Here is an 18,767-nt window from a genome sequence, read left to right on the forward strand (position 1 = left end):
ACCCTGTTCTGTCGGGAGAAATTTTATCTATTCTAGCATAAATTGCGCCGAGTCACGGCGGTGTCAGGCTGGATGCGCTTGCGCCACGCAGGCGGCACGACTAATTTTCGCCCATCTGGAGGAGCGGCTGCGTGCTGGAGTTCTCGCATCATCCGGCGCTTGTGGTGGCGTCCCTTGCGGTGGCGCTCATGGCCGGTTTCAGTGGCCTTGCCATCACCCGTGGCGCCTCTGCGTTGCCGCTGGCGCGGCGCAAGGCGGTGGTGGCGATTTCGGCCGTCGCCTTGGGCGGTGGCATCTGGTCGATGCACTTTGTGGCCATGTTGGGCCTGCAACTGCCGATCCTGTTTTATTACGACGGGCTGGTGACGCTGATCTCGGCGCTGATAGCGATCCTGATGGTGGGGCTGGCCCTGCTGATCCTGCATTTCCATCGGCGCACGCCTGCCAGCCTGACGCTGGCGGGGGCGATTGTCGGGGCCGGGATCGTCGCGATGCATTACGTCGGTATGAGCGGGATGGAACTGTGCCGCCCGGTCTACAGCGTCGGCGGTGTGGTCGTGGCGCTGGTGGCGGCGCTGGCACTCTCGGTCGCCGCGATCTGGGTGGCCTATGGCGAACGGACACGGGGCCACATCCTGCTGGGCACGCTGTTTTTTGGCGTTTCGGTCTTTGTCGTGCATTTCGTTGCCATGGCCGGAACCGGTTTTGTCGGTCTGGGCAGCGGTGGCGGCGCGGGTCCGATCTTGTCGAATGAAATTCTGGCAATGGGGGTGACGCTGTCGTCCTTCGCGATCTGCGGCGCATTCCTGCTGTCCGGTGCCACCTTCTTTCCGGTGAAGGCCGCGGCCCCGGCGGCGGCGGTTGATGCTGTCGCAGTCCCCGAAGAAGTGGTGCCAACAACTGCGCCTGTGGGGGCACGTGTCTCTGTCCCCTTCGAAAAAGACGGGCGCACCCAGTTTCTTGACGCGGGCGCAATCGCTGCGGTGCGCGCGGAGGGGCACTATACGGTGCTGTACTCCGGCAGGGCCAAGCTGTTCTGTCCCTGGTCGATATCCGAGGCGGCGCGGCGATTGGGCCCCGCGGGGCTGATCCGGACCCACCGCAGCTATCTGGTCAACCCTGCCTTCGTCACCGAATTTCGACGGACCAAGGACACCGGTCTGTGCTTTTTCGAGGCGGTCGAGTCCCTGCCCAAGGTGCCGGTGAGCCGCTCGCGCCTGTCAGGTGTGCGGGACGTTCTGGGCATCTGAACATCCGGCCTTTTGTGAGGCCGTTCGCCGGAGACGACAGACGGCGCTCGATCCGGCCTTTGGCCGAAACGTCGCCCCGCCCGCCGTCCCCGGCCAAACCCGGTCCTCGCCGAAGGCGTCGCACCTCGTGCAGGTATTTCGCATTTCGTGCGCGTCACCCTGCATTTCATGGCTCTTTCGTTGGTTCGCGTCCTGCTTCGGGGAACTCTGGAGGCGTGCGGCAGGAGACCGCAGGGAGGACATTCGAAAATGATACCAGCCGGGTTCGAATACCATCGACCGGCCGACGTCGCGTCGGCCATCGGCCTTTTGCAGAGCCATGGGGATGAGGCGCGGGTGGTCGCGGGCGGGCACAGCCTGATCCCGATGATGAAGTTGCGCATGGCGCACCTGTCACATCTGATCGACCTTCAGGACATTGCCGAGCTCAAGGGCATCGAGGTGGGCGCGGGCAGCGTGACCATCGGCGCGATGATCACCCAGAATGAGCTGATCACCCATGCGGGCCTGTCACAGGCCGTCCCGATCCTGCGCGAGGCGGCGCTACAGATTGCCGATCCGCAGGTGCGCTATGTCGGCACCATCGGCGGCAATGTGGCCAACGGCGATCCGGGCAATGACATGCCGGGTCTGATGCAGTGCCTTGATGCTTCTTACGAGGTGGTCGGCCCGGACGGCGCGCGCAGCATCGCGGCGCGGGCGTTCTACGACTCCGCCTATTTCACCGCGCGCAGCGATGAGGAGATCCTGACACGGATCACCCTCCCTCTGCCAGCCGCGGGCACCGGATATGCCTATGAAAAACAAAAGCGCAAGATTGGTGACTATGCCACCGCCGCCGCGGCGGTGCTGGTGGGCCAAGGCGGCGCATCCATTGCCATGACCAATCTGGCGGATACGCCGATCTGGTCGGCAGAGGCGGGTGCGGCTCTGGCCGCCGGGGACAGGGAGGGCGCTGTCAGCGCCGCGCTCGCCGCCATTGATCCGCAGGAGGACATGCGCGGGCCGGTGGAGTTCAAGAAACATGTGGCGGGCATCGTGTTGCGCCGCGCCATCGACCGGGCGCTGACGCGCGTCGCGGGCTGAGGGGGGAACGGTATGAGCAAGATGCATGTAAAGCTGAAGGTGAACGGTGAAGAGGTCGAGGGCCTTGCAGAACCGCGCACGCTTTTGATCCATTTCCTGCGTGAAAACCTCAAGGTGACGGGGCCGCATGTGGGCTGCGAAACCTCGCATTGCGGGGCCTGCACCGTCGATATGAATGGCAAGTCGGTGAAATCCTGCACGGTCTTCGTGGCGCAGGCGCAGGGTTCGGATGTGACCACGGTCGAGGGGTTGGTGAACCCGGATGGCTCACTCTCGGTCCTTCAGGAGATGTTCCGAGAGCATCACGGGTTGCAATGCGGTTTCTGCACGCCGGGGATGATCACCCGTGCGCATCGTCTGTTGCAGGAAAACCCGACGCCGACCGAGGAGGACGTGCGGTTCGGCATGGCGGGCAACCTGTGCCGCTGCACCGGCTATCAGAACATCGTCAAGGCGATCCTTGCGGCCGCTGACATGATGAACGCCCAGAAGGAGGCGGCGGAATGAAAGACGAGGTCGCAACCCCCGAAGAACGCAGCGCTGGCCTTAAAGGCATGGGCTGCTCGCGCAAGCGGGTCGAGGATGTCCGGTTCACGCAAGGAAAGGGCAACTATGTCGACGATATCAAGCTGGACGGGATGCTGTTCGGTGATTTCGTTCGTTCACCTTATGCCCATGCACGCGTCGTCTCGATCAACACCGAAGAGGCGATGAAGGTGCCGGGCGTGCTGGCGGTGCTGACCGCCGCCGATCTGGAGCCGCTGGGCCTGCACTGGATGCCCACGCTGGCGGGTGACAAACAGATGGTGCTGGCCGATGGCAAGGTGTTGTTTCAGGGGCAGGAGGTGGCCTATGTGATCGCCAAGGACCGCTATGCCGCTGCTGACGGCGTCGAGGCGGTTGCGGTCGAATACGATGAACTGCCGGTCCTGACCGATCCGTTCGAGGCGCTGAAATCGGACGTTGTCCTGCGGGAGGATCTGGAGGGCCAGACCGAGGGCGCGCATGGCCCGCGCAAACATCACAACCATATCTTTACATGGGAACAGGGCGACAGGCAGGCGACAGAGGCGGTGCTGGCCGAGGCTGACGTGGTGGCCGAGGAGATGGTGTACTATCACCGCACGCATCCCTGTCCGCTGGAAACCTGCGGCTGTGTCGCCAGCATGGACAAGGTGACGGGCAAGCTGACCCTGCATGGCACCTTTCAGGCTCCGCACGCGATCCGCACGGTGGTTAGCCTGATCTCTGGCATCGCCGAGCACAACATCCGCGTGATTTCGCCCGATATTGGCGGCGGTTTTGGCAACAAGGTTGGCGCCTACGCGGGCTACGTCTGCTCGGTTGTCGCCTCCATTGTCACCGGCAAACCGGTGAAATGGGTCGAGGACCGGATGGACAACCTGATGTCCACCGCCTTTGCCCGCGACTACTGGATGATGGGCAAGATCGCCGCCACCAAGGAGGGCAAGATCACCGGGCTGTGGTGTCACACGACCGCCGATCACGGCGGCTTTGATGCCTGCGCCGACCCGACCAAGTTCCCGGCGGGGTTCATGAACATCTGCACCGGATCCTATGATATCCCGGTGGCCTATCTGGCCGTGGACGGGGTCTATACCAACAAGGCACCGGGGGGCGTGGCCTATCGCTGTTCCTTCCGCGTGACAGAGGCCGCCTATTTCATCGAACGCATGATCGAGGTACTGGCGATCAAGCTGAACATGGACGCGGCGGACCTGCGGCGGATCAACTTTATCCGCAAGGACCAGTTTCCCTATCAGTCGGCGCTGGGGTGGGAGTACGACAGCGGCGACTATCACACCGCCTGGGACAAGGCGCTGGCGGCGGTTGGCTATGACGATCTGCGCAAGGAACAAGCCCAACGGCTGGAGGATTTCAAGGCCGGAAAGACGCGCAAGTTGATGGGGATCGGCCTGACCCATTTCACCGAGATCGTCGGCGCGGGGCCGGTCAAGAACTGCGATATCCTTGGCCTTGGGATGTTCGACAGTTGCGAAATCCGCATCCATCCGACCGGCAGCGCCATCGCGCGGCTGGGCACGATCAGTCAGGGGCAGGGGCACGCGACCACCTTTGCCCAGATCATCGCGTCCGAGATCGGCATTCCGGCGGATGACATCACGCTGGAAGAGGGCGACACCGATACTGCGCCATATGGGCTTGGCACCTACGGGTCCCGCTCGACGCCGGTGGCCGGGGCGGCCACGGCCATGGCGGCGCGCAAGATCCGCGCCAAGGCGCAGATGATCGCCGCCTATCTGCTGGAGGTGCATGACGACGACGTTGAATTTGACGTCGACCGTTTTGTGGTCAAGGGCGCGCCGGATCGCTTCAAGACCATGAAGGAAATCGCCTTTGCCTCATACAATCAGGCCATTCCGGGGTTGGAGCCGGGTCTGGAGGCGGTCAGCTACTACGATCCGCCCAATATGACCTTCCCATTCGGGGCCTACATCTGCGTGATGGAGCTGGACGTGGACACCGGCGAGCATGAGATCCGCAAGTTCTACGCGCTGGACGATTGCGGCACCCGGATCAACCCGATGATCATCGAGGGGCAGGTCCACGGTGGCGCGACCGAAGGCTATGCCATCGCCATGGGACAAGAGATTGCTTACGACGACATGGGCAATCACAAGACCGCAACCTTGATGGACTTCTTCCTGCCGACCTCGTGGGAGACGCCGACCTATGAGACGGACTTTACCGTCACGCCCTCACCGCACCATCCCATCGGGGCCAAGGGGGTGGGCGAAAGCCCGAATGTCGGGTCGGTTCCGGCGTTTTCCAACGCGGTCCACGATGCCTTCCGGCCCTTTGGCCTGACGCAAAGCCATATGCCGCATGACCACTGGCGGGTGTGGCGGATCGCGCGTGATCTGGGGCTGCACGGGTAAAGCGGTGTCGCCGCGCGGGGCGCGGCGATCCACCGGGGGAGGCGCTGCCTCCCCCGGACCCCCTCCGAGGTATTTTACCAGAGAAGAAGATGCGGGCGATGCGTGAGACGGAACTGCGAGAGCGTCTGGCCGCCACCGGCTATGTGGCGGACGAGACCTTGTCTATGGCGCTGCATCTGGCGTTGACGCTGGGCCGTCCGCTGCTGCTGGAAGGGCCCGCCGGTGTCGGCAAGACCGAGATCGCCAAGGCGCTGGCAGAGGTTTTGGCCACGCGGTTGATCCGGTTGCAGTGTTACGAAGGGCTGGATGCGGGCCACGCCATCTATGAATGGAACTATCAGCGGCAGTTGCTGGCGATCCGGGCCGATGGCGCCGATGAGGCGGCATTGTTTTCCGAGACATACCTGCTGAAACGGCCCTTGCTGGAGGCGATCTCGCAAGAGGTGCGGTCGGTGCTGCTGATTGATGAGATCGACAGGGCTGATGAGGAATTCGAGGCCTATCTGCTGGAAATCCTGTCGGACTTTCAGATCACCATCCCGGAACTGGGCACCATCCGCGCCCGCACGCGCCCGGTGGTTGTCCTCACCGCCAATGGCACGCGTGACCTGTCGGACGCATTGCGGCGGCGGTGTCTGTATGCCTATGTCGACTATCCGGACCGGGACACCGAACTGGCAATCCTCGCCCGCCGCGCGCCAGAGGTGGAAACGCGATTGGCGCGGCAGATCATCGGCGTGGTGCAGGCGTTGCGCCGCGAGGATCTGGAGAAATCGCCGGGGATCGCGGAGATGCTGGACTGGGCCGCTGCCTTGTCGGGTCTTGGGATCAACGATCTCAGCGGCAACCCCGCACAGGTACAGGCGACGCTGGTTTGCCTGTTGAAAACCGCCGCCGACCGGGACGCCCTGCCGCCCGAGGTCATGGCGCGCATCGTGGGCAAGGTGGCGTGATGGCGGTCACCCGCTTTCCCGCCCGCGCCGAAGGGCTGGCCGACCGGATGGCCGGGTTTATCGGACATCTGCGGATGAACGGGCTGCGTCTGGGACCGGGGGAGACGGTGGCCGCGCTGGCGGCGCTGTCAGAGGTCACGGCCAGTGACCCGGATCAGGCGCGCCGCGCGCTCAAGGTGCTTTTGGTGCCGGACGCCGAGGGCTGGCGTCGGTTTGATGATCTGTTTGACGGCTATTGGTTCAACGCGGGCAAACAGCGGCAGGGGCAGGCCAATGCGCATGTGCGGGTGCAAAGCGCCAAACCGGCGCTTTGGCAGACGCATCTTGGCGACGATGGTGCGGAACAGGACGGGGATGCAGGCCAGCCCGATGGCGGCGACGGTGAGGCAGAGGGCATCGACGGTCGCCTGATCGCCACGCGGACAGAGGCGCTTAGCCGTCGCGACCTGCGTGAGTTGATGGATGAGGACAGCCTGCGCGCCGCCGAAAGGGCCGCGCGCGATCTGGCGCGTGCGCTCAGGGACCGGCGCTCACGGCGGCGCAGGCAGGCGACACGGGGTCAGGCGCTGGACCTGCGCCGGGTCATTCGCGCCAGCCTTGCGCGCGGGGGCGAACCGCTGGACCTGCCGCGCCGCAGGCGGCCCGACCGTGCGCTGAGGATCGTGGCGCTCTGTGATGTCAGCGGGTCGATGACCACGGTCTCACGGGTGTTTCTGGCCTTTCTCAGGGGGCTGATCGGCACCGACACGCGGGCCGACGCCTATCTGTTTCACACCCGGCTGATGCGCGTCACCGAGGCGCTGCGCGATCATGACACCCTGCGCGCGGCCGGGCGGTTGAGCCTTATGGCCGAGGGGTTTGGCGGGGGCACCGATATCGGCGGCGCGCTGCGGAGTTTCAACGAGGGCTATGCAAGCCGCGCGGTGAATGGCCGGACCGTGGTGATCCTCCTCAGCGATGGCTATTGCACCGGCGCGCCCGAGGCGGTGGCCGAGGGGTTGAGACGTCTGCAACGGCGCGCGCATCGGGTGATCTGGCTCAACCCGCTGAATGGCTGGCAGGACCATGCGCCGGTGGCGCAGGCGATGGCCGCCGCGCTCCCGCATCTGGACGCCTTGCTGCCCGCCAATACGATCGCGGCGCTGGCCGCGCTTGAACCCGAATTTGCCCGGCTTTGACGGAGGACATCATGGACCCATTCGACATCTTCGACACCGTGTCCCGGTTGCGCGCCACGGGGCGGCCTTTTTGCCTTGTGACCGTGGTGCGGACCGAGGCGGCGACCTCGGCGCGGGCCGGGGCGAAGGCGGCCTTGACCGAGGCGGGCGAAGTCATCGGTCATCTGGGCGGGGCCTGCGTGACCCGCGCGGTGCGCGAGGCGGGGCAAGCGGCGCTGGACAGCGGCGCGCCTCGGGTGATCCGGGTAAAGCCATCCGAGACGGTGGTGGCGCTGCGCGACGCGGATGGGGCGGAGGTCTACAAGAGCGGCTGCCCCTCGGGAGGAACGGTGGAGCTGATGATCGAACCCTTTGCAATGCCGCCCTTGATCTGCATCTTTGGCGCGTCGCCCATTGCCCGCGCGGTTGCGGGGCATGGGCTGTTGGCGGGCTACCGCGTCGCCTTGGCCAAGGGGGTGGTCTGCGCGGGGGAGGTGCGGCGTTTTGAGGGCGAGGAGATCGCCGCGCTGGGGCTGGGCCCGAGGGATACCGTGGTGGTGGCCAGTCAGGGGCAACGCGATCTGGCCTGTCTGAAAGCGGCGCTGGACAGCGATGCGGGGCGGGTGGCGATGGTGGCCTCCAGAAAGAAGGCGGGGGTGCTGTGCGAGCGGCTGCTGGCGGCGGGTCTGGACGCCGGGCGGCTGGGGCGATTGAAGGCACCCGCCGGGCTGGATATCGGCGCGGTCGATCCGGCGGAAATTGCCCTGTCGATCCTGGCCGAGATCGTCGCGTGGCGGCGGGCGGCGGGGGCCTGTCCACATGTGGACAGATTGGCGGTTGAATGAAATCAAGGGCTTCCAGAGACGAATTCATCAAGCGTTAGGATTTCGCCGCCCGAAAGCGGCCTCTTTCCACGGGGCCGGAACATGCTCTAGACTCGGCGCAAAGGCTGTTAGTCAGAAAGAGGCCGCGCGGTGTTCGAAATCCTGTCAGACCGCACCTATCGTCACGTCTTTCTTGCGCAGGTGGTGGCCCTGCTGGGCACCGGTCTGGCGACCGTGGCGCTGGGTCTGCTGGCCTTTGATCTGGCGGGCGACGGCGCGGCGATGGTGCTGGGCACGGTCTTTACCGTCAAGATGGTGGCCTATGTGGGCATCGCGCCCGTGGCCGGGGCCTTTGCCGACCGGGTGAACCGGCGCGCGCTGCTGGTGACGCTGGACGTGGTGCGCGCGGGCGCGGCCCTGTGCCTGCCCTTTGTCACCGAAATCTGGCAGGTCTATGCGCTGGTCTTTGTGCTGCAATCGGCCTCTGCCGCCTTTACCCCGACCTTTCAGGCAACCATCCCGGACGTGCTGCCCGAGGAGGCGCGCTATACCCGCGCGCTGTCGCTGTCGCGGCTGGCTTATGATCTGGAAAACATCGCCAGCCCGACGCTGGCGGCGCTGCTGCTGGCGGTGATGAGCTATAACGCGCTGTTTCTGGGCACCGTTGTCGGCTTTCTTGGCTCTGCATTGCTGGTGGTGTCGGTGATGCTGCCCAGCCCCAAGTCAGGCACGCGGCGCGGCATCTATGACCGCACGACGCGGGGGATCCGAATATATCTGGCGACGCCGCGCCTGCGCGGGTTGCTGGCGCTGAACCTTGCCGCTGCGGCGGCGGGGGCGATGGTGCTGGTCAACTCTGTGGTGCTGGTGCGCGGCGATCTGGGGCTGGACGAGGCCGCGCTGGCATGGGTGATGTTTGCCTTTGGGGCCGGGTCCATGACAGCGGCGCTGCTGCTGCCGCGGCTGCTGGACCGGGTTAGGGACCGCCCGGTGATGCTGATCGGGGCGGGGGTAATGGTGCTTGGCCTGCTGGCGCTGGCGGTGGGGATTGCCGCCACCGGCCTGACATGGCCGCTGCTGGCGGCGGTCTGGGTCATGGTCGGGCTGGGCTATTCGGCGGTGCTGACGCCCTCGGGGCGATTGCTGAAACGCTCGGCCCAGCCAGAGGACCGCCCGGCGGTCTTTGCGGCGCAATTCGCGCTGAGCCATGCCTGCTGGCTGCTGACCTATCCGCTGTCGGGGTGGCTGATGACGGCCTATGGCGCGGTGTCCGCGCTGGTGGTGCTGGCGGTTGTGGCGGGCGCGGGCGTTGCACTGGCGCGGCGGGTCTGGCCGGAGGACGAGGCCGGGGCGGTGCCGCACCGGCACGACAACCTGCCGCTGGACGACCCGCATCTGGCGGGCCACCGCGAACATGCGCACCCGCTGGTGATCGACGACCGGCACCCGCATTGGGGCGCGAAGTTCTGACCGCCTGACGGGGCGGAAGGGGGCGGTCGGCTTTGCCGCATCACGCACAGGCGGGCGGAAACGGGTGCCGTCCCGTCAGCGGGGATGCGGTCCGGCTATAGCAAAAATTCATGACCTTCGCAGAGTTTGGAATTGGCCGGTCGGGCCTCGACAGGGCAGACTGAAGGCCATGGAGGAGGGGCTGTGCGATGAGCGATACAAAAACGGCATTGGTGATTTCGGCGCATGCGGCGGATTTTGTCTGGCGCTGCGGCGGGGCGATCGCGCTGCACGCGCAGATGGGCTATGAGGTGACGGTGGCCTGCCTGTCCTTTGGCGAACGCGGTGAAAGCGCGCGCCTGTGGAAGGAAGGCAAGTCGCTGGACGAGGTCAAGGACATCCGCCGCGCCGAGGCCGAGGCGGCGGCAGAGGTGCTTGGCGCGCATGAGCTGGTCTGTTTCGATCTGGGCGACTACCCTTTGCATCTGGAACAGGCGGACAAGTTCGCGCTGGTCGATCTGATCCGGCGGGTGCAGCCGTCCTTCATGATGAGCCACAGCCAGTACGACCCCTACAACACCGACCACATGTATATGACGCAGGTGGCGCTGGAATGTCGGATGATCGCGCAGGCCTGGGGCCACAATCCCGGTGAAAAGGTATTGGGCGCGCCGCAACTCTACCTGTTCGAGCCGCACCAGACCGAGCAGATGGGCTGGAAGCCGGATGTGTTTCTGGACATCACCCCGGTCTGGGAGAAAAAGCGCGCCGCCATGGAATGCATGAACGGGCAGGTGCATCTGTGGGACTATTACACCCGCGTGGCGCAGCAGCGCGCCAACCATTTCAAGCGCAATTCCGGTGGCCAGTCCGGCGGGCGCGACTGCCAGTATGCCGAGGGTTTCCAGTCGGTCTTTCCGCGCACCGTGGACGTTCTTTGAGACATCTCCGGGGGGGAGTGACATGACCACAGCGACCAATCCCAGCTTTGACATCGCCCATCTGGGCCATGTGGAACTGCTGACCGACAGGTTCGATGAGAGTCTGGCCTTTTTCACCGAGGTCTATGGGCTGAAGCTGTCGGCGCGGGAGGGCGACAGCGCCTATCTGCGCGCTTGGGACGATTACGAGTTTCATTCGCTGAAGCTGACCGCTGCGGCGACCACCGGGGTGGGGCATATCGGCTATCGCGCCGCCTCACCCGAGGCGCTGGCGCGGCGGGTGGCGGTGATCGAGGCCAGCGGGTACACGACCCACGGCTGGGTCGAGGGCGATCCGGGCCACGGGCGGGCGTATCGCTTTGAGGACCCGTTTGGCCATGTCTTCGAGATCTACTGGGACACCCGGCGGGCGGAACCGGGCGCGGGCGACGCCCCGGCGCTGAAGAACACCGCCAGCCGGTTCACCGGCGTGCCGCCCCGGCGCATCGACCACCTGAACCTGCTGGCCTCGGATGTTTCGGAATTCCGCCGGTTCATGGAGGTCTGTCTGGGCAGCCGCGTGACCGAGATGATCCAGCTGGACAATGGCCGCATCGGCGGCTGCTGGTTCACCGTCAACAACAAGACCTATGACCTTGCCTGCACCGAAGAACAGGGTGGCGGCATGGGACGGTTGCATCATGTGACCTATGCCACCGACCAGCGCGAGGACATTCTGCGCGCCGCCGATCTGTTCCTTGAGGCCGGGGTGCATATCGAGACCGGGCCGCACAAACACGCCATTCAGGGGACGTTTTTCCTGTATGTCTGGGAGCCTGCGGGCAACCGGGTGGAACTGGCCAATGCCGGGGCGCGGCTGATCCTTGCCCCGGACTGGGAGCCGGTGGTCTGGACCGAAAGCGAACGCAAGCGCGGGCAGGCCTGGGGGCTGAAGACGATCCCGAGTTTCCACACTCATGGGACGCCGCCGGTCGTGGGCGGGTAGGGGGCGCTGCCCCCTCGGCCTTTGGCCTCACCCCCGGGTGTATTTGGGCAGAAAAGAAACACGTAAGGAGCGCAAGATGGCGGTTGTGGTGCGGAACATCGAACGGGCCGATGCGGATGTGATCGCGCGGCTGGGGGCGGCGGGGGTCGCCACCGTGCATGAGGCGATGGGGCGGCGCGGGCTGATGGCCGCTGGTATGCGGCCCATTCAGCGGGATTTCGGGCTGGCCGGGTCGGCGGTGACGATCAGCGCGCCGCCGGGCGACAACTGGATGCTGCATGTGGCGATCGAGCAATTGCAGCCGGGGGATGTATTGGTGCTGGCACCGACGGCGCCCTGTGACATGGGCTATTTCGGCGATCTGCTGGCGACCAGCGCCATGGCGCGCGGCTGTCGTGCCTTGGTGATCAATGCGGGCGTGCGCGACACGCGGGATCTGCGGGCGATGGGGTTTGCGGTCTGGTCGACGGCGGTGTCGGCGCAGGGGACGGTGAAGGCGACGCCGGGGGATGTGAACCTGCCGGTGGTCTGCGCGGGGGCGCATGTCTGTCCCGGCGACGTGGTGGTGGCCGATGACGACGGGGTCTGCGTGGTGCCGCGGCTGGAGGCGGCGGCGGTCATGGAAAAGGCGCAGGCGCGGCTGGATGCGGAAGAGGCCAAGCGGGTGCGGCTGGCCTCGGGCGAGTTGGGGCTGGACATCTACGACATGCGCGGGCGGCTGGCGGCGAAGGGCCTGACCTATGTCTGACGGGCTGCGCGCCATGTGGATGCGGGGCGGGACCTCGAAGGGCGGGTATTTCCTTGCCTCCGACCTGTCAGGGGACGGCGCGGCGCGGGATGCCCTGTTGCTGGGGGTCATGGGCAGTCCCGATCCGCGCCAGATCGACGGTATGGGGGGCGGCGATCCGTTGACCTCGAAGGTGGCGGTGGTCGCGCCCTCCGTGCGGGAGGGGATCGACGTGGATTATCTGTTCCTACAGGTCTTTGTCGACCGGGCCGTGGTGACGGATGCGCAGAACTGCGGCAATATCCTTGCCGGTGTCGGGCCGTTCGCAATTGAGCGCGGGCTGGTGCCCGCGCGCGACGGCGAGACGCCGGTGACCATCTGGATGGAGAACACCGGGCAGGTTGCGGTGGCGCGGGTGCCGACGCCGGGCGGGCGGGTCAGCTATGCGGGCGATGCCCGGATCGACGGGGTGCCGGGCAGGGCGGCGGCGATCCCGATTGCCTTTCGCGACACCGCCGGGTCCAGTTGCGGGGCGCTGTTTCCGACCGGCCAGGTGATGGATGTGATCGAGGGTGCCGAGGTCACGCTGATCGACAACGGGATGCCCTGCGTGGTGTTGCGGGCGGCGGATCTGGGCATTGTGGGCGATGAGGCCCCCGAGGCGCTGGAGGCGCATGAGGGCCTGCGGGCGCGGCTGGAGGCGATCCGGTTGATCGCTGGGCCGATGATGAATCTTGGCGACGTGGCGGAGAAATCCGTGCCCAAGATGACGCTGGTCAGCGCGCCACGGTCGGGCGGGGCGATTGCCACGCGGACCTTTATTCCGCACCGCTGCCACAAGGCGATTGGCGTGCTGGGCGCGGTCAGCGTGGCGACCGCCTGTCTGACGCCAGGGGCGGTGGGACAGGATCTGGCCGTGGTCCCCGAAGGTGCGGCCAAACCGCTGTCCATCGAGCATCCCACCGGAGAGATGACCGTGGTGGGCCATGTGGAGAACGGCGTGGTGACACGCGCCGAGGTGCTGCGCACCGCGCGCAAACTGATGGACGGGACGGTGTTCCCGAGGGAGGAAAATTCATGACCGAGATGACAGCGGGTTATCTGCCGTTTCACGCCGCCCCCAAGGTGCCGGACTATGTGCCGCCTGCGGGGGCTGTGGATGCGCATTGCCATGTCTTTGGGCCGGGGGACGTTTTTGCCTATGCGCCAGAGCGCAAGTACACGCCCTGCGACGCGCCCAAGGAGCAGTTGTTTGCGCTGCGCGATCATCTGGGATTTGCACGCAATGTGATTGTGCAGGCCAGCTGTCATGGCAAGGATAACGCCGCGTTGGTGGATGCGTTGGAGGCGTCGAACGGTATGGCGCGCGGGGTGGCCATCGTTGGCGCGGATGTGACGGATGACGAATTGCGTGCCTTGGACGACGCGGGGGTGCGCGGCGTGCGGTTCAATTTCATCAAGCGGTTGGTCGAGGCCACGCCGCATGCTGTGTTTGAGCGGATCGCCGAAAAGGTGGCGCGGCTGGGCTGGCATATCGTGGTCTATTTCGAGGGGCAGGATCTGGACGAGGTCGCGCCCCTGGTGCGGCGGTTGCCGGGGATTGTCGTGGTCGACCACATGGGGCGACCGGATTTGACCGCGGGCGTCGAGGGCGCGGGGTTCCGCGCGTTTATGGACTTTCTCGCCGAGGATGCGCGGTACTGGGTCAAGGTGTCCTGCCCCGAGCGCCTGACCGTGGCGGGGCCGCCTTATGATGACGTGGTGCCCTTTGCGCGTGCCTTGGTGGAACGGTTCCCGGACCGGGTGCTGTGGGGCACCGACTGGCCGCATCCCAACATGAAAAGCCATGTGCCGGACGATGGCGCGCTGGTCGATGTGATCCCGCGGATCGCGCCGACCGCTGATCTGCAACGCCGGTTGCTGGTGGACAATCCGATGCGGTTGTACTGGCCCGAGGAGGGGGCATGACCGCGCAGGGCCTCCGGGACGGGGTGATCGCCGGTCTGGCGGTCACCATGGTGGTGGCCTGTATCCTGTGGAACCTTGAGGCACCCACGCGGCTGGGTGTGGCGGTGCTGACGCAGCAATACATGGCGCTGCAACTGGGTCTGGCGCTGACCATCGCCTATCTGAACTTTGACTGGCGTGGGAAGGAAAAGGCGCGGGTTGGCTGGATCGACGGGGCCTTGGCGCTGACCGCCTTTGGCGTGTTGATGTATGCCGCATGGGATTTTGTCTGGCTGCTGAAGGAACAGGCCTACCGGCCTTGGCAGATCACGCTTGTCGGCACCGTGGTGGTGATCGCGGTGATGGAGGGCGTGCGGCGGCGCGCGGGCTGGATGCTGTTTTCCATCGTCGGTGTGTTCCTGATCTATGCGCTGTTCGCGGACAAGGTGCCGGGGCGGCTGATCGGCAAGGAACTGTCGCCCGAGCGTCTGGTGCAATACGTCGGCTTTGACCCCAACGCGGTGTTTTCGACGCCGTTGGCGGTGGGCACGATCATCGTTTTGCTGTTCGTGTTTTTCGGCAAGCTGCTGTTTGCCGCCGGGGGCGGGGCGTTTTTCACCGATCTGGCGATGGCGGCCACGGGACGGTCGCGCGGCGGCAGCGCCAAGATCTCTGTCGTTGGCTCGGCGCTGTTCGGGTCGATCTCTGGCAGTGCGGTCTCCAACGTGGTGACAACCGGCGTGGTCACGATCCCGCTGATGCAGCGCGGCGGCTATACCAAACGCGATGCGGGCGCGATTGAGGCGGTTGCCTCGACCGGGGGGCAGTTGACGCCGCCGATCATGGGGGCCGCGGCCTTTCTGATGGCCGAGTTTCTGGACATCTCCTATTTCACTGTCGCGGGGGCGGCGCTGCTGCCTGCGGCGCTGTATTACTTCAGCGTCTTTCTACAGGTGGATCTGATCGCCGGGCGCGACCGGATCGCGCCGACAGAGGTGGACGGGCTGACCGTCCGGCAGGTGCTGCGCGAGGGATGGCATTTTGTCCTGCCGTTCGGGGTGCTGCTGGGGGCGTTGTTCTGGTGGCGGATGGACCCGGCGGATTCGGCGCTGTTGTCGGCGCTGGTGATCGTGCTGGTCAGTTTCCTGCGCAGCTACCGGGGCCAGCGGCTGAGCCTGCACACGCTGTGGCGGACATTCGTCGAGACCGGCACCGGCATGGTCGATCTGATCCTTGTGGTGGCGGCGGCGGGCTTTGTCATCGGGGTGCTGAACATCACCGGGCTGGGCTTTGCGCTGACGCTGGTGCTGGTGGATGCGGTGGGGGCCAATGTGGTGCTGCTGCTGGGAATTTCCGCCGTGATCTGCATCGTGCTGGGCATGGGAATGCCGACCTCTGGCGTCTACGTCCTGCTGGCGGCGCTGGTCGCGCCGTCATTGGTGGAGGCAGGGATCGACCAGATCGCGGCGCATCTGTTCATCCTGTATTTCGGCATGATGTCGATGATCACGCCGCCGGTGGCGCTGGCGGCCTTTGCGGCGGCGACGATCACGCGGGATGACCCGCTGGGCACCGGGCTGGCGGCGATGCGCGTCGGCTGGGCCGCGTTTATCCTGCCGTTTGTCTTTGTCGCCACGCCGGAAATCCTGATGACCGGTCATTGGGCGGCGATTGCGCTGAACCTGTGCCTTGCCATGATCGGCATTGGCGCGGTGACGGCGGGGATCGTCGGCTTTTGGGGCGCGCGCCTGTCGGTGCTGCTGCGGCTGGGCTTTGTCGGGCTGGGGGTTGTCACGCTGCCGCTGGGCTTTTTGCCCGGCGCGGCGGCATGGCACATCCCGGCGGCACTGGCGGTGGCGGCGCTGGCAGGCGTGCTGCTGATCCGGGCGCGTGGAACCAACGAACACAAGAAAACTGAACCAGGGAGGACAATGACATGACATTTCTGAAAGGCATGATGCTGGGGGGCGCGGCGGCGCTGAGCCTGTGCGCCGGAGTGGCCGGGGCGCAGGTGGTCACGGTGGCCAGCGGCGCGCAGGGGTCGCTGGCGTATAACACCGGGCAGGCGGTGGCCAAGGTCGCGAACGAGGCGGGCATCACCGCGCGCACGCAGCCCTTGGTGGGCTACCTGCCGCTGATCCACTCGGGCGAGGTGGATTTCGGGTTCTCCAACGGGGTCGAGGCGGAATACGCCTTTGAGGGCACCGGCAACTATGACCGCGCGCATCCCAATATCCGGCTGGTGGGCACGATGTTCCCGCTGACCACCTCGATCATGGCGCCCTGCGATCTGGGGCTGGAAACGGTGGCCGAGCTGAAGGACAAGGCGGGCGATCTGCGGATTGCCTCTGAATACACCTCCTCCACGATCATCCCGTTTTATATCGCCGGTGGTCTGGCCAATGCGGGCCTCAGCTATGAGGATTTCCAGCAAGTTCCAGTGGCCAGCTTTGTCGCGGGCATCAACGCGCTCGGGGACGGGTTGGTCGACATAGCGCTGGTCAGCCTGAATTCCGGCGCGGGTCAGCAGGCGGCGGTCAAGCTGCAAGGGCGCGGCGGGCTGTGCTACATCTCGCTGGACGATTCCGAGGCCGGGAAAGCCGCCTTCAAGGAGTACCTGCCAGCGGGCAGCATCGTCTCGTTGCCGCAGAACGACAAGATCACCGGCTTGCAGGATGCGGGCGCCAACCTGATGAGCATTCCTTGGGTGCTGCTGACCAATGGCGATGTCAGCGACGACCTTGTCTATCAGATGACCAAAGCGGTGGCCGAGGGCAAGGACGCCCTGAAAGCCAGCTTTGGGGCCTTTGCGCGGGCGGATGCGGCGACGATGGCCCCGGCCTCGGCGGTGCCCTACCACCCCGGCGCGCTGAAATACTTCGAAGAGGCCGGGATCGCGGTCGGCGAATGAGTTTTCCGCGCCGCGCGGAGGGCGATTTCCGCGCGGCGCGCCCCCTTTGAAAGGCAAGAGACATGATGATCGAAGTGACGGCGGCGGACGGACATGTGCTGGATTGCTGGCTGGTTGAGGCGGAGGCCACGCGCCGGGGCGGGATCGTGATCCTGCAAGAGATTTTCGGCGTGACCGACCAACTGAAAGGCGTGGCGGCGCGCTTTGCCAAGGCGGGCTATGACGTGGCCATCCCGGCGCTGTTCGACCGCCAGCAAAAGGGCGCGGTGATCCCCTTTGCGGAGGCCCCGAAGGGGCGCGACCTGATGCTGGCCTCGGATCTGGACACGGTGATGAAAGACGTCGACGCGACGGTGGCGATGCTGGCGGCGCGCGGCGGCAAGGTGGCGGCGCTGGGATTTTGCTGGGGCGGCGGGCTGGCGATCCGCGCAGCGCAGGTGTCGGACGTGGCCTGCGCGGTGCCGTTCTACGGCACCCGGCTGGATGCCTACCAGATCGCGCCCCTGACCGCCCCGGTGCAGGGGCATTGGGGGGCTGAGGACAGCCATGTGCCGCCCGCGATGCTGGACGCGGCGCGGACCTACTGGCCCGAGATGGAGGTGTTCACCTACGACGGGGCGGGCCACGCCTTTGCCAATGACGCGCGGCCTGCGGATTATGTCGCGGCGGCGGCCGATCAGGCCTTTGCCCGCGCAGCAGAGTTCATCGGGCAGCATGTCTGAGGGTCGCATTGCCTTTGTGGGTTTGGGTGAGGCGGCCTCGGCCTTTATCTTAGGCTGGGGGGCCACACGGGCCGGGACGATCCGGGCGTGGGACATCAAGACGGCGTCGCATGAGACGGCGGCCGTCATCGCCAAACGGGCCGACGGGCTGGGCGTGACCGCCTGCGCCAGCGCGGCAGAGGCCTTGGCGGGTGCGGATCTGGTGTTCTCGACGGTGACGGCGGATCAGGCGGTGGCGGCGGCGCAGGACTGCGCGCCGCATCTGGCCCCCGGCGCGCTGTGGTGTGACCTGAACTCTTGCGCGCCCGCCTCCAAACAGCGGGCCGAAGGGATCGTGACGGCGGCGGGCGGGCGGTATCTGGATGTGGCGGTCATGGCGCCGGTTCATCCCAAACGCAATCTGGTGCCCTGCCTGATCTCAGGGCCGCAGGCAGAGGCGGTCGCGCAGTTGCTGACCGCCTTGCCGATGCAGGTGCGGGTGGTGGGCGAGACGGTGGGCCGCGCCTCATCGATCAAGCTGGTCCGCTCGATCATGGTCAAGGGGATGGAGGCGCTGACCGCCGAATGCGTGCTGGCGGCGGTGGCGGCGGGGGTCGAGGATGAGGTGTTCCCCTCTCTCAAGGACGGCCATCCGGGCATAGATGTGCCCGCCCACGCGGCCTATAACTTTGAGCGCAGTCTTGTGCATGGCGCGCGCCGCGCCGCCGAGATGGACGAGGCGGCGCAAATGCTGGGCGACCTCGGCCTGCCCGGCGACATGTCGGCGGCCACGGCGCGGTGGCAGCGCGCGCTGTCCTCCGGCGGGGTGGAGATGCCAGAGGGCGCGACCCCCGATCACGTCTGGTTCGCGCGCGCATACCTGCGTAGGTTTCAGGAGGGCTGAGACGCAGAAAG

General features: G+C 66.0%; 17 protein-coding genes. All 17 read left to right on the top strand.

What is annotated here, in order from left to right:
- The first annotated feature begins 131 nt into the window (after positions 1-131).
- Positions 132-1,250 (top strand): MHYT domain-containing protein, encoded by a 1,119-nt coding sequence (locus ACN0S5_RS01800; RefSeq protein WP_417205383.1) that lies wholly within the window; start codon positions 132-134, stop codon positions 1,248-1,250.
- Positions 1,251-1,499: 249 nt separating this feature from the next.
- Positions 1,500-2,336, top strand: a complete 837-nt coding sequence (locus ACN0S5_RS01805; protein WP_417205384.1) for an FAD binding domain-containing protein — start codon at positions 1,500-1,502, stop codon at positions 2,334-2,336.
- Positions 2,337-2,348: 12 nt separating this feature from the next.
- Positions 2,349-2,843 carry a (2Fe-2S)-binding protein gene (locus ACN0S5_RS01810; RefSeq protein ID WP_417205386.1) on the top strand — a complete coding sequence of 165 codons (495 nt, stop codon included), beginning with the start codon at positions 2,349-2,351 and terminating at the stop codon, positions 2,841-2,843.
- Entirely contained in the window at positions 2,840-5,257 is a 2,418-nt protein-coding gene (locus ACN0S5_RS01815) for an aerobic carbon-monoxide dehydrogenase large subunit (RefSeq protein WP_417205388.1), read from the top strand. The genes ACN0S5_RS01810 and ACN0S5_RS01815 overlap by 4 nt, the downstream gene beginning before the upstream one ends.
- 98 nt (positions 5,258-5,355) lie before the next feature.
- Positions 5,356-6,210 carry an AAA family ATPase gene (locus ACN0S5_RS01820; protein ID WP_417205390.1) on the top strand — a complete coding sequence of 285 codons (855 nt, stop codon included), beginning with the start codon at positions 5,356-5,358 and terminating at the stop codon, positions 6,208-6,210.
- Positions 6,210-7,388: a vWA domain-containing protein gene (locus ACN0S5_RS01825; RefSeq protein ID WP_417205392.1), complete on the top strand. Its 1,179-nt coding sequence runs from the start codon at positions 6,210-6,212 to the stop codon at positions 7,386-7,388. Before ACN0S5_RS01820 ends, ACN0S5_RS01825 begins: the two co-directional genes overlap by 1 nt.
- Positions 7,389-7,399: 11 nt before the next feature.
- Entirely contained in the window at positions 7,400-8,212 is an 813-nt protein-coding gene (locus ACN0S5_RS01830) for an XdhC family protein (protein WP_417205394.1), read from the top strand.
- Positions 8,213-8,341: 129 nt separating this feature from the next.
- Positions 8,342-9,661 carry an MFS transporter gene (locus ACN0S5_RS01835; protein WP_417205396.1) on the top strand — a complete coding sequence of 440 codons (1,320 nt, stop codon included), beginning with the start codon at positions 8,342-8,344 and terminating at the stop codon, positions 9,659-9,661.
- Positions 9,662-9,849: 188 nt separating this feature from the next.
- Positions 9,850-10,581, top strand: coding sequence for a PIG-L deacetylase family protein (locus ACN0S5_RS01840; protein WP_417205398.1), 732 nt, complete (start codon positions 9,850-9,852; stop codon positions 10,579-10,581).
- Between the two features lie 22 nt (positions 10,582-10,603).
- Positions 10,604-11,566, top strand: coding sequence for a VOC family protein (locus ACN0S5_RS01845; protein WP_417205399.1), 963 nt, complete (start codon positions 10,604-10,606; stop codon positions 11,564-11,566).
- Between the two features lie 76 nt (positions 11,567-11,642).
- Positions 11,643-12,314, top strand: coding sequence for a 4-carboxy-4-hydroxy-2-oxoadipate aldolase/oxaloacetate decarboxylase (locus ACN0S5_RS01850; RefSeq protein WP_417205401.1), 672 nt, complete (start codon positions 11,643-11,645; stop codon positions 12,312-12,314).
- Positions 12,307-13,374: a 4-oxalomesaconate tautomerase gene (locus tag ACN0S5_RS01855; protein WP_417205403.1), complete on the top strand. Its 1,068-nt coding sequence runs from the start codon at positions 12,307-12,309 to the stop codon at positions 13,372-13,374. Before ACN0S5_RS01850 ends, ACN0S5_RS01855 begins: the two co-directional genes overlap by 8 nt.
- Positions 13,371-14,261: an amidohydrolase family protein gene (locus ACN0S5_RS01860; RefSeq protein ID WP_417205405.1), complete on the top strand. Its 891-nt coding sequence runs from the start codon at positions 13,371-13,373 to the stop codon at positions 14,259-14,261. The genes ACN0S5_RS01855 and ACN0S5_RS01860 overlap by 4 nt, the downstream gene beginning before the upstream one ends.
- Entirely contained in the window at positions 14,258-16,180 is a 1,923-nt protein-coding gene (locus ACN0S5_RS01865) for a TRAP transporter permease (protein WP_417205407.1), read from the top strand. Before ACN0S5_RS01860 ends, ACN0S5_RS01865 begins: the two co-directional genes overlap by 4 nt.
- Complete coding sequence (locus ACN0S5_RS01870) at positions 16,177-17,151, top strand: TAXI family TRAP transporter solute-binding subunit (protein ID WP_417205408.1); 975 nt, start codon at positions 16,177-16,179, stop codon at positions 17,149-17,151. The genes ACN0S5_RS01865 and ACN0S5_RS01870 overlap by 4 nt, the downstream gene beginning before the upstream one ends.
- A 62-nt stretch (positions 17,152-17,213) precedes the next feature.
- On the top strand, positions 17,214-17,873 hold the full coding sequence (locus ACN0S5_RS01875; protein WP_417205410.1) for a dienelactone hydrolase family protein: 660 nt from the start codon (positions 17,214-17,216) through the stop codon (positions 17,871-17,873).
- Positions 17,866-18,756: a DUF1932 domain-containing protein gene (locus ACN0S5_RS01880; RefSeq protein ID WP_417205412.1), complete on the top strand. Its 891-nt coding sequence runs from the start codon at positions 17,866-17,868 to the stop codon at positions 18,754-18,756. Before ACN0S5_RS01875 ends, ACN0S5_RS01880 begins: the two co-directional genes overlap by 8 nt.
- Positions 18,757-18,767 lie beyond the last annotated feature (11 nt).

The organism is Antarctobacter sp. (assembly GCF_048262615.1).
Classification (GTDB): domain Bacteria; phylum Pseudomonadota; class Alphaproteobacteria; order Rhodobacterales; family Rhodobacteraceae; genus Antarctobacter.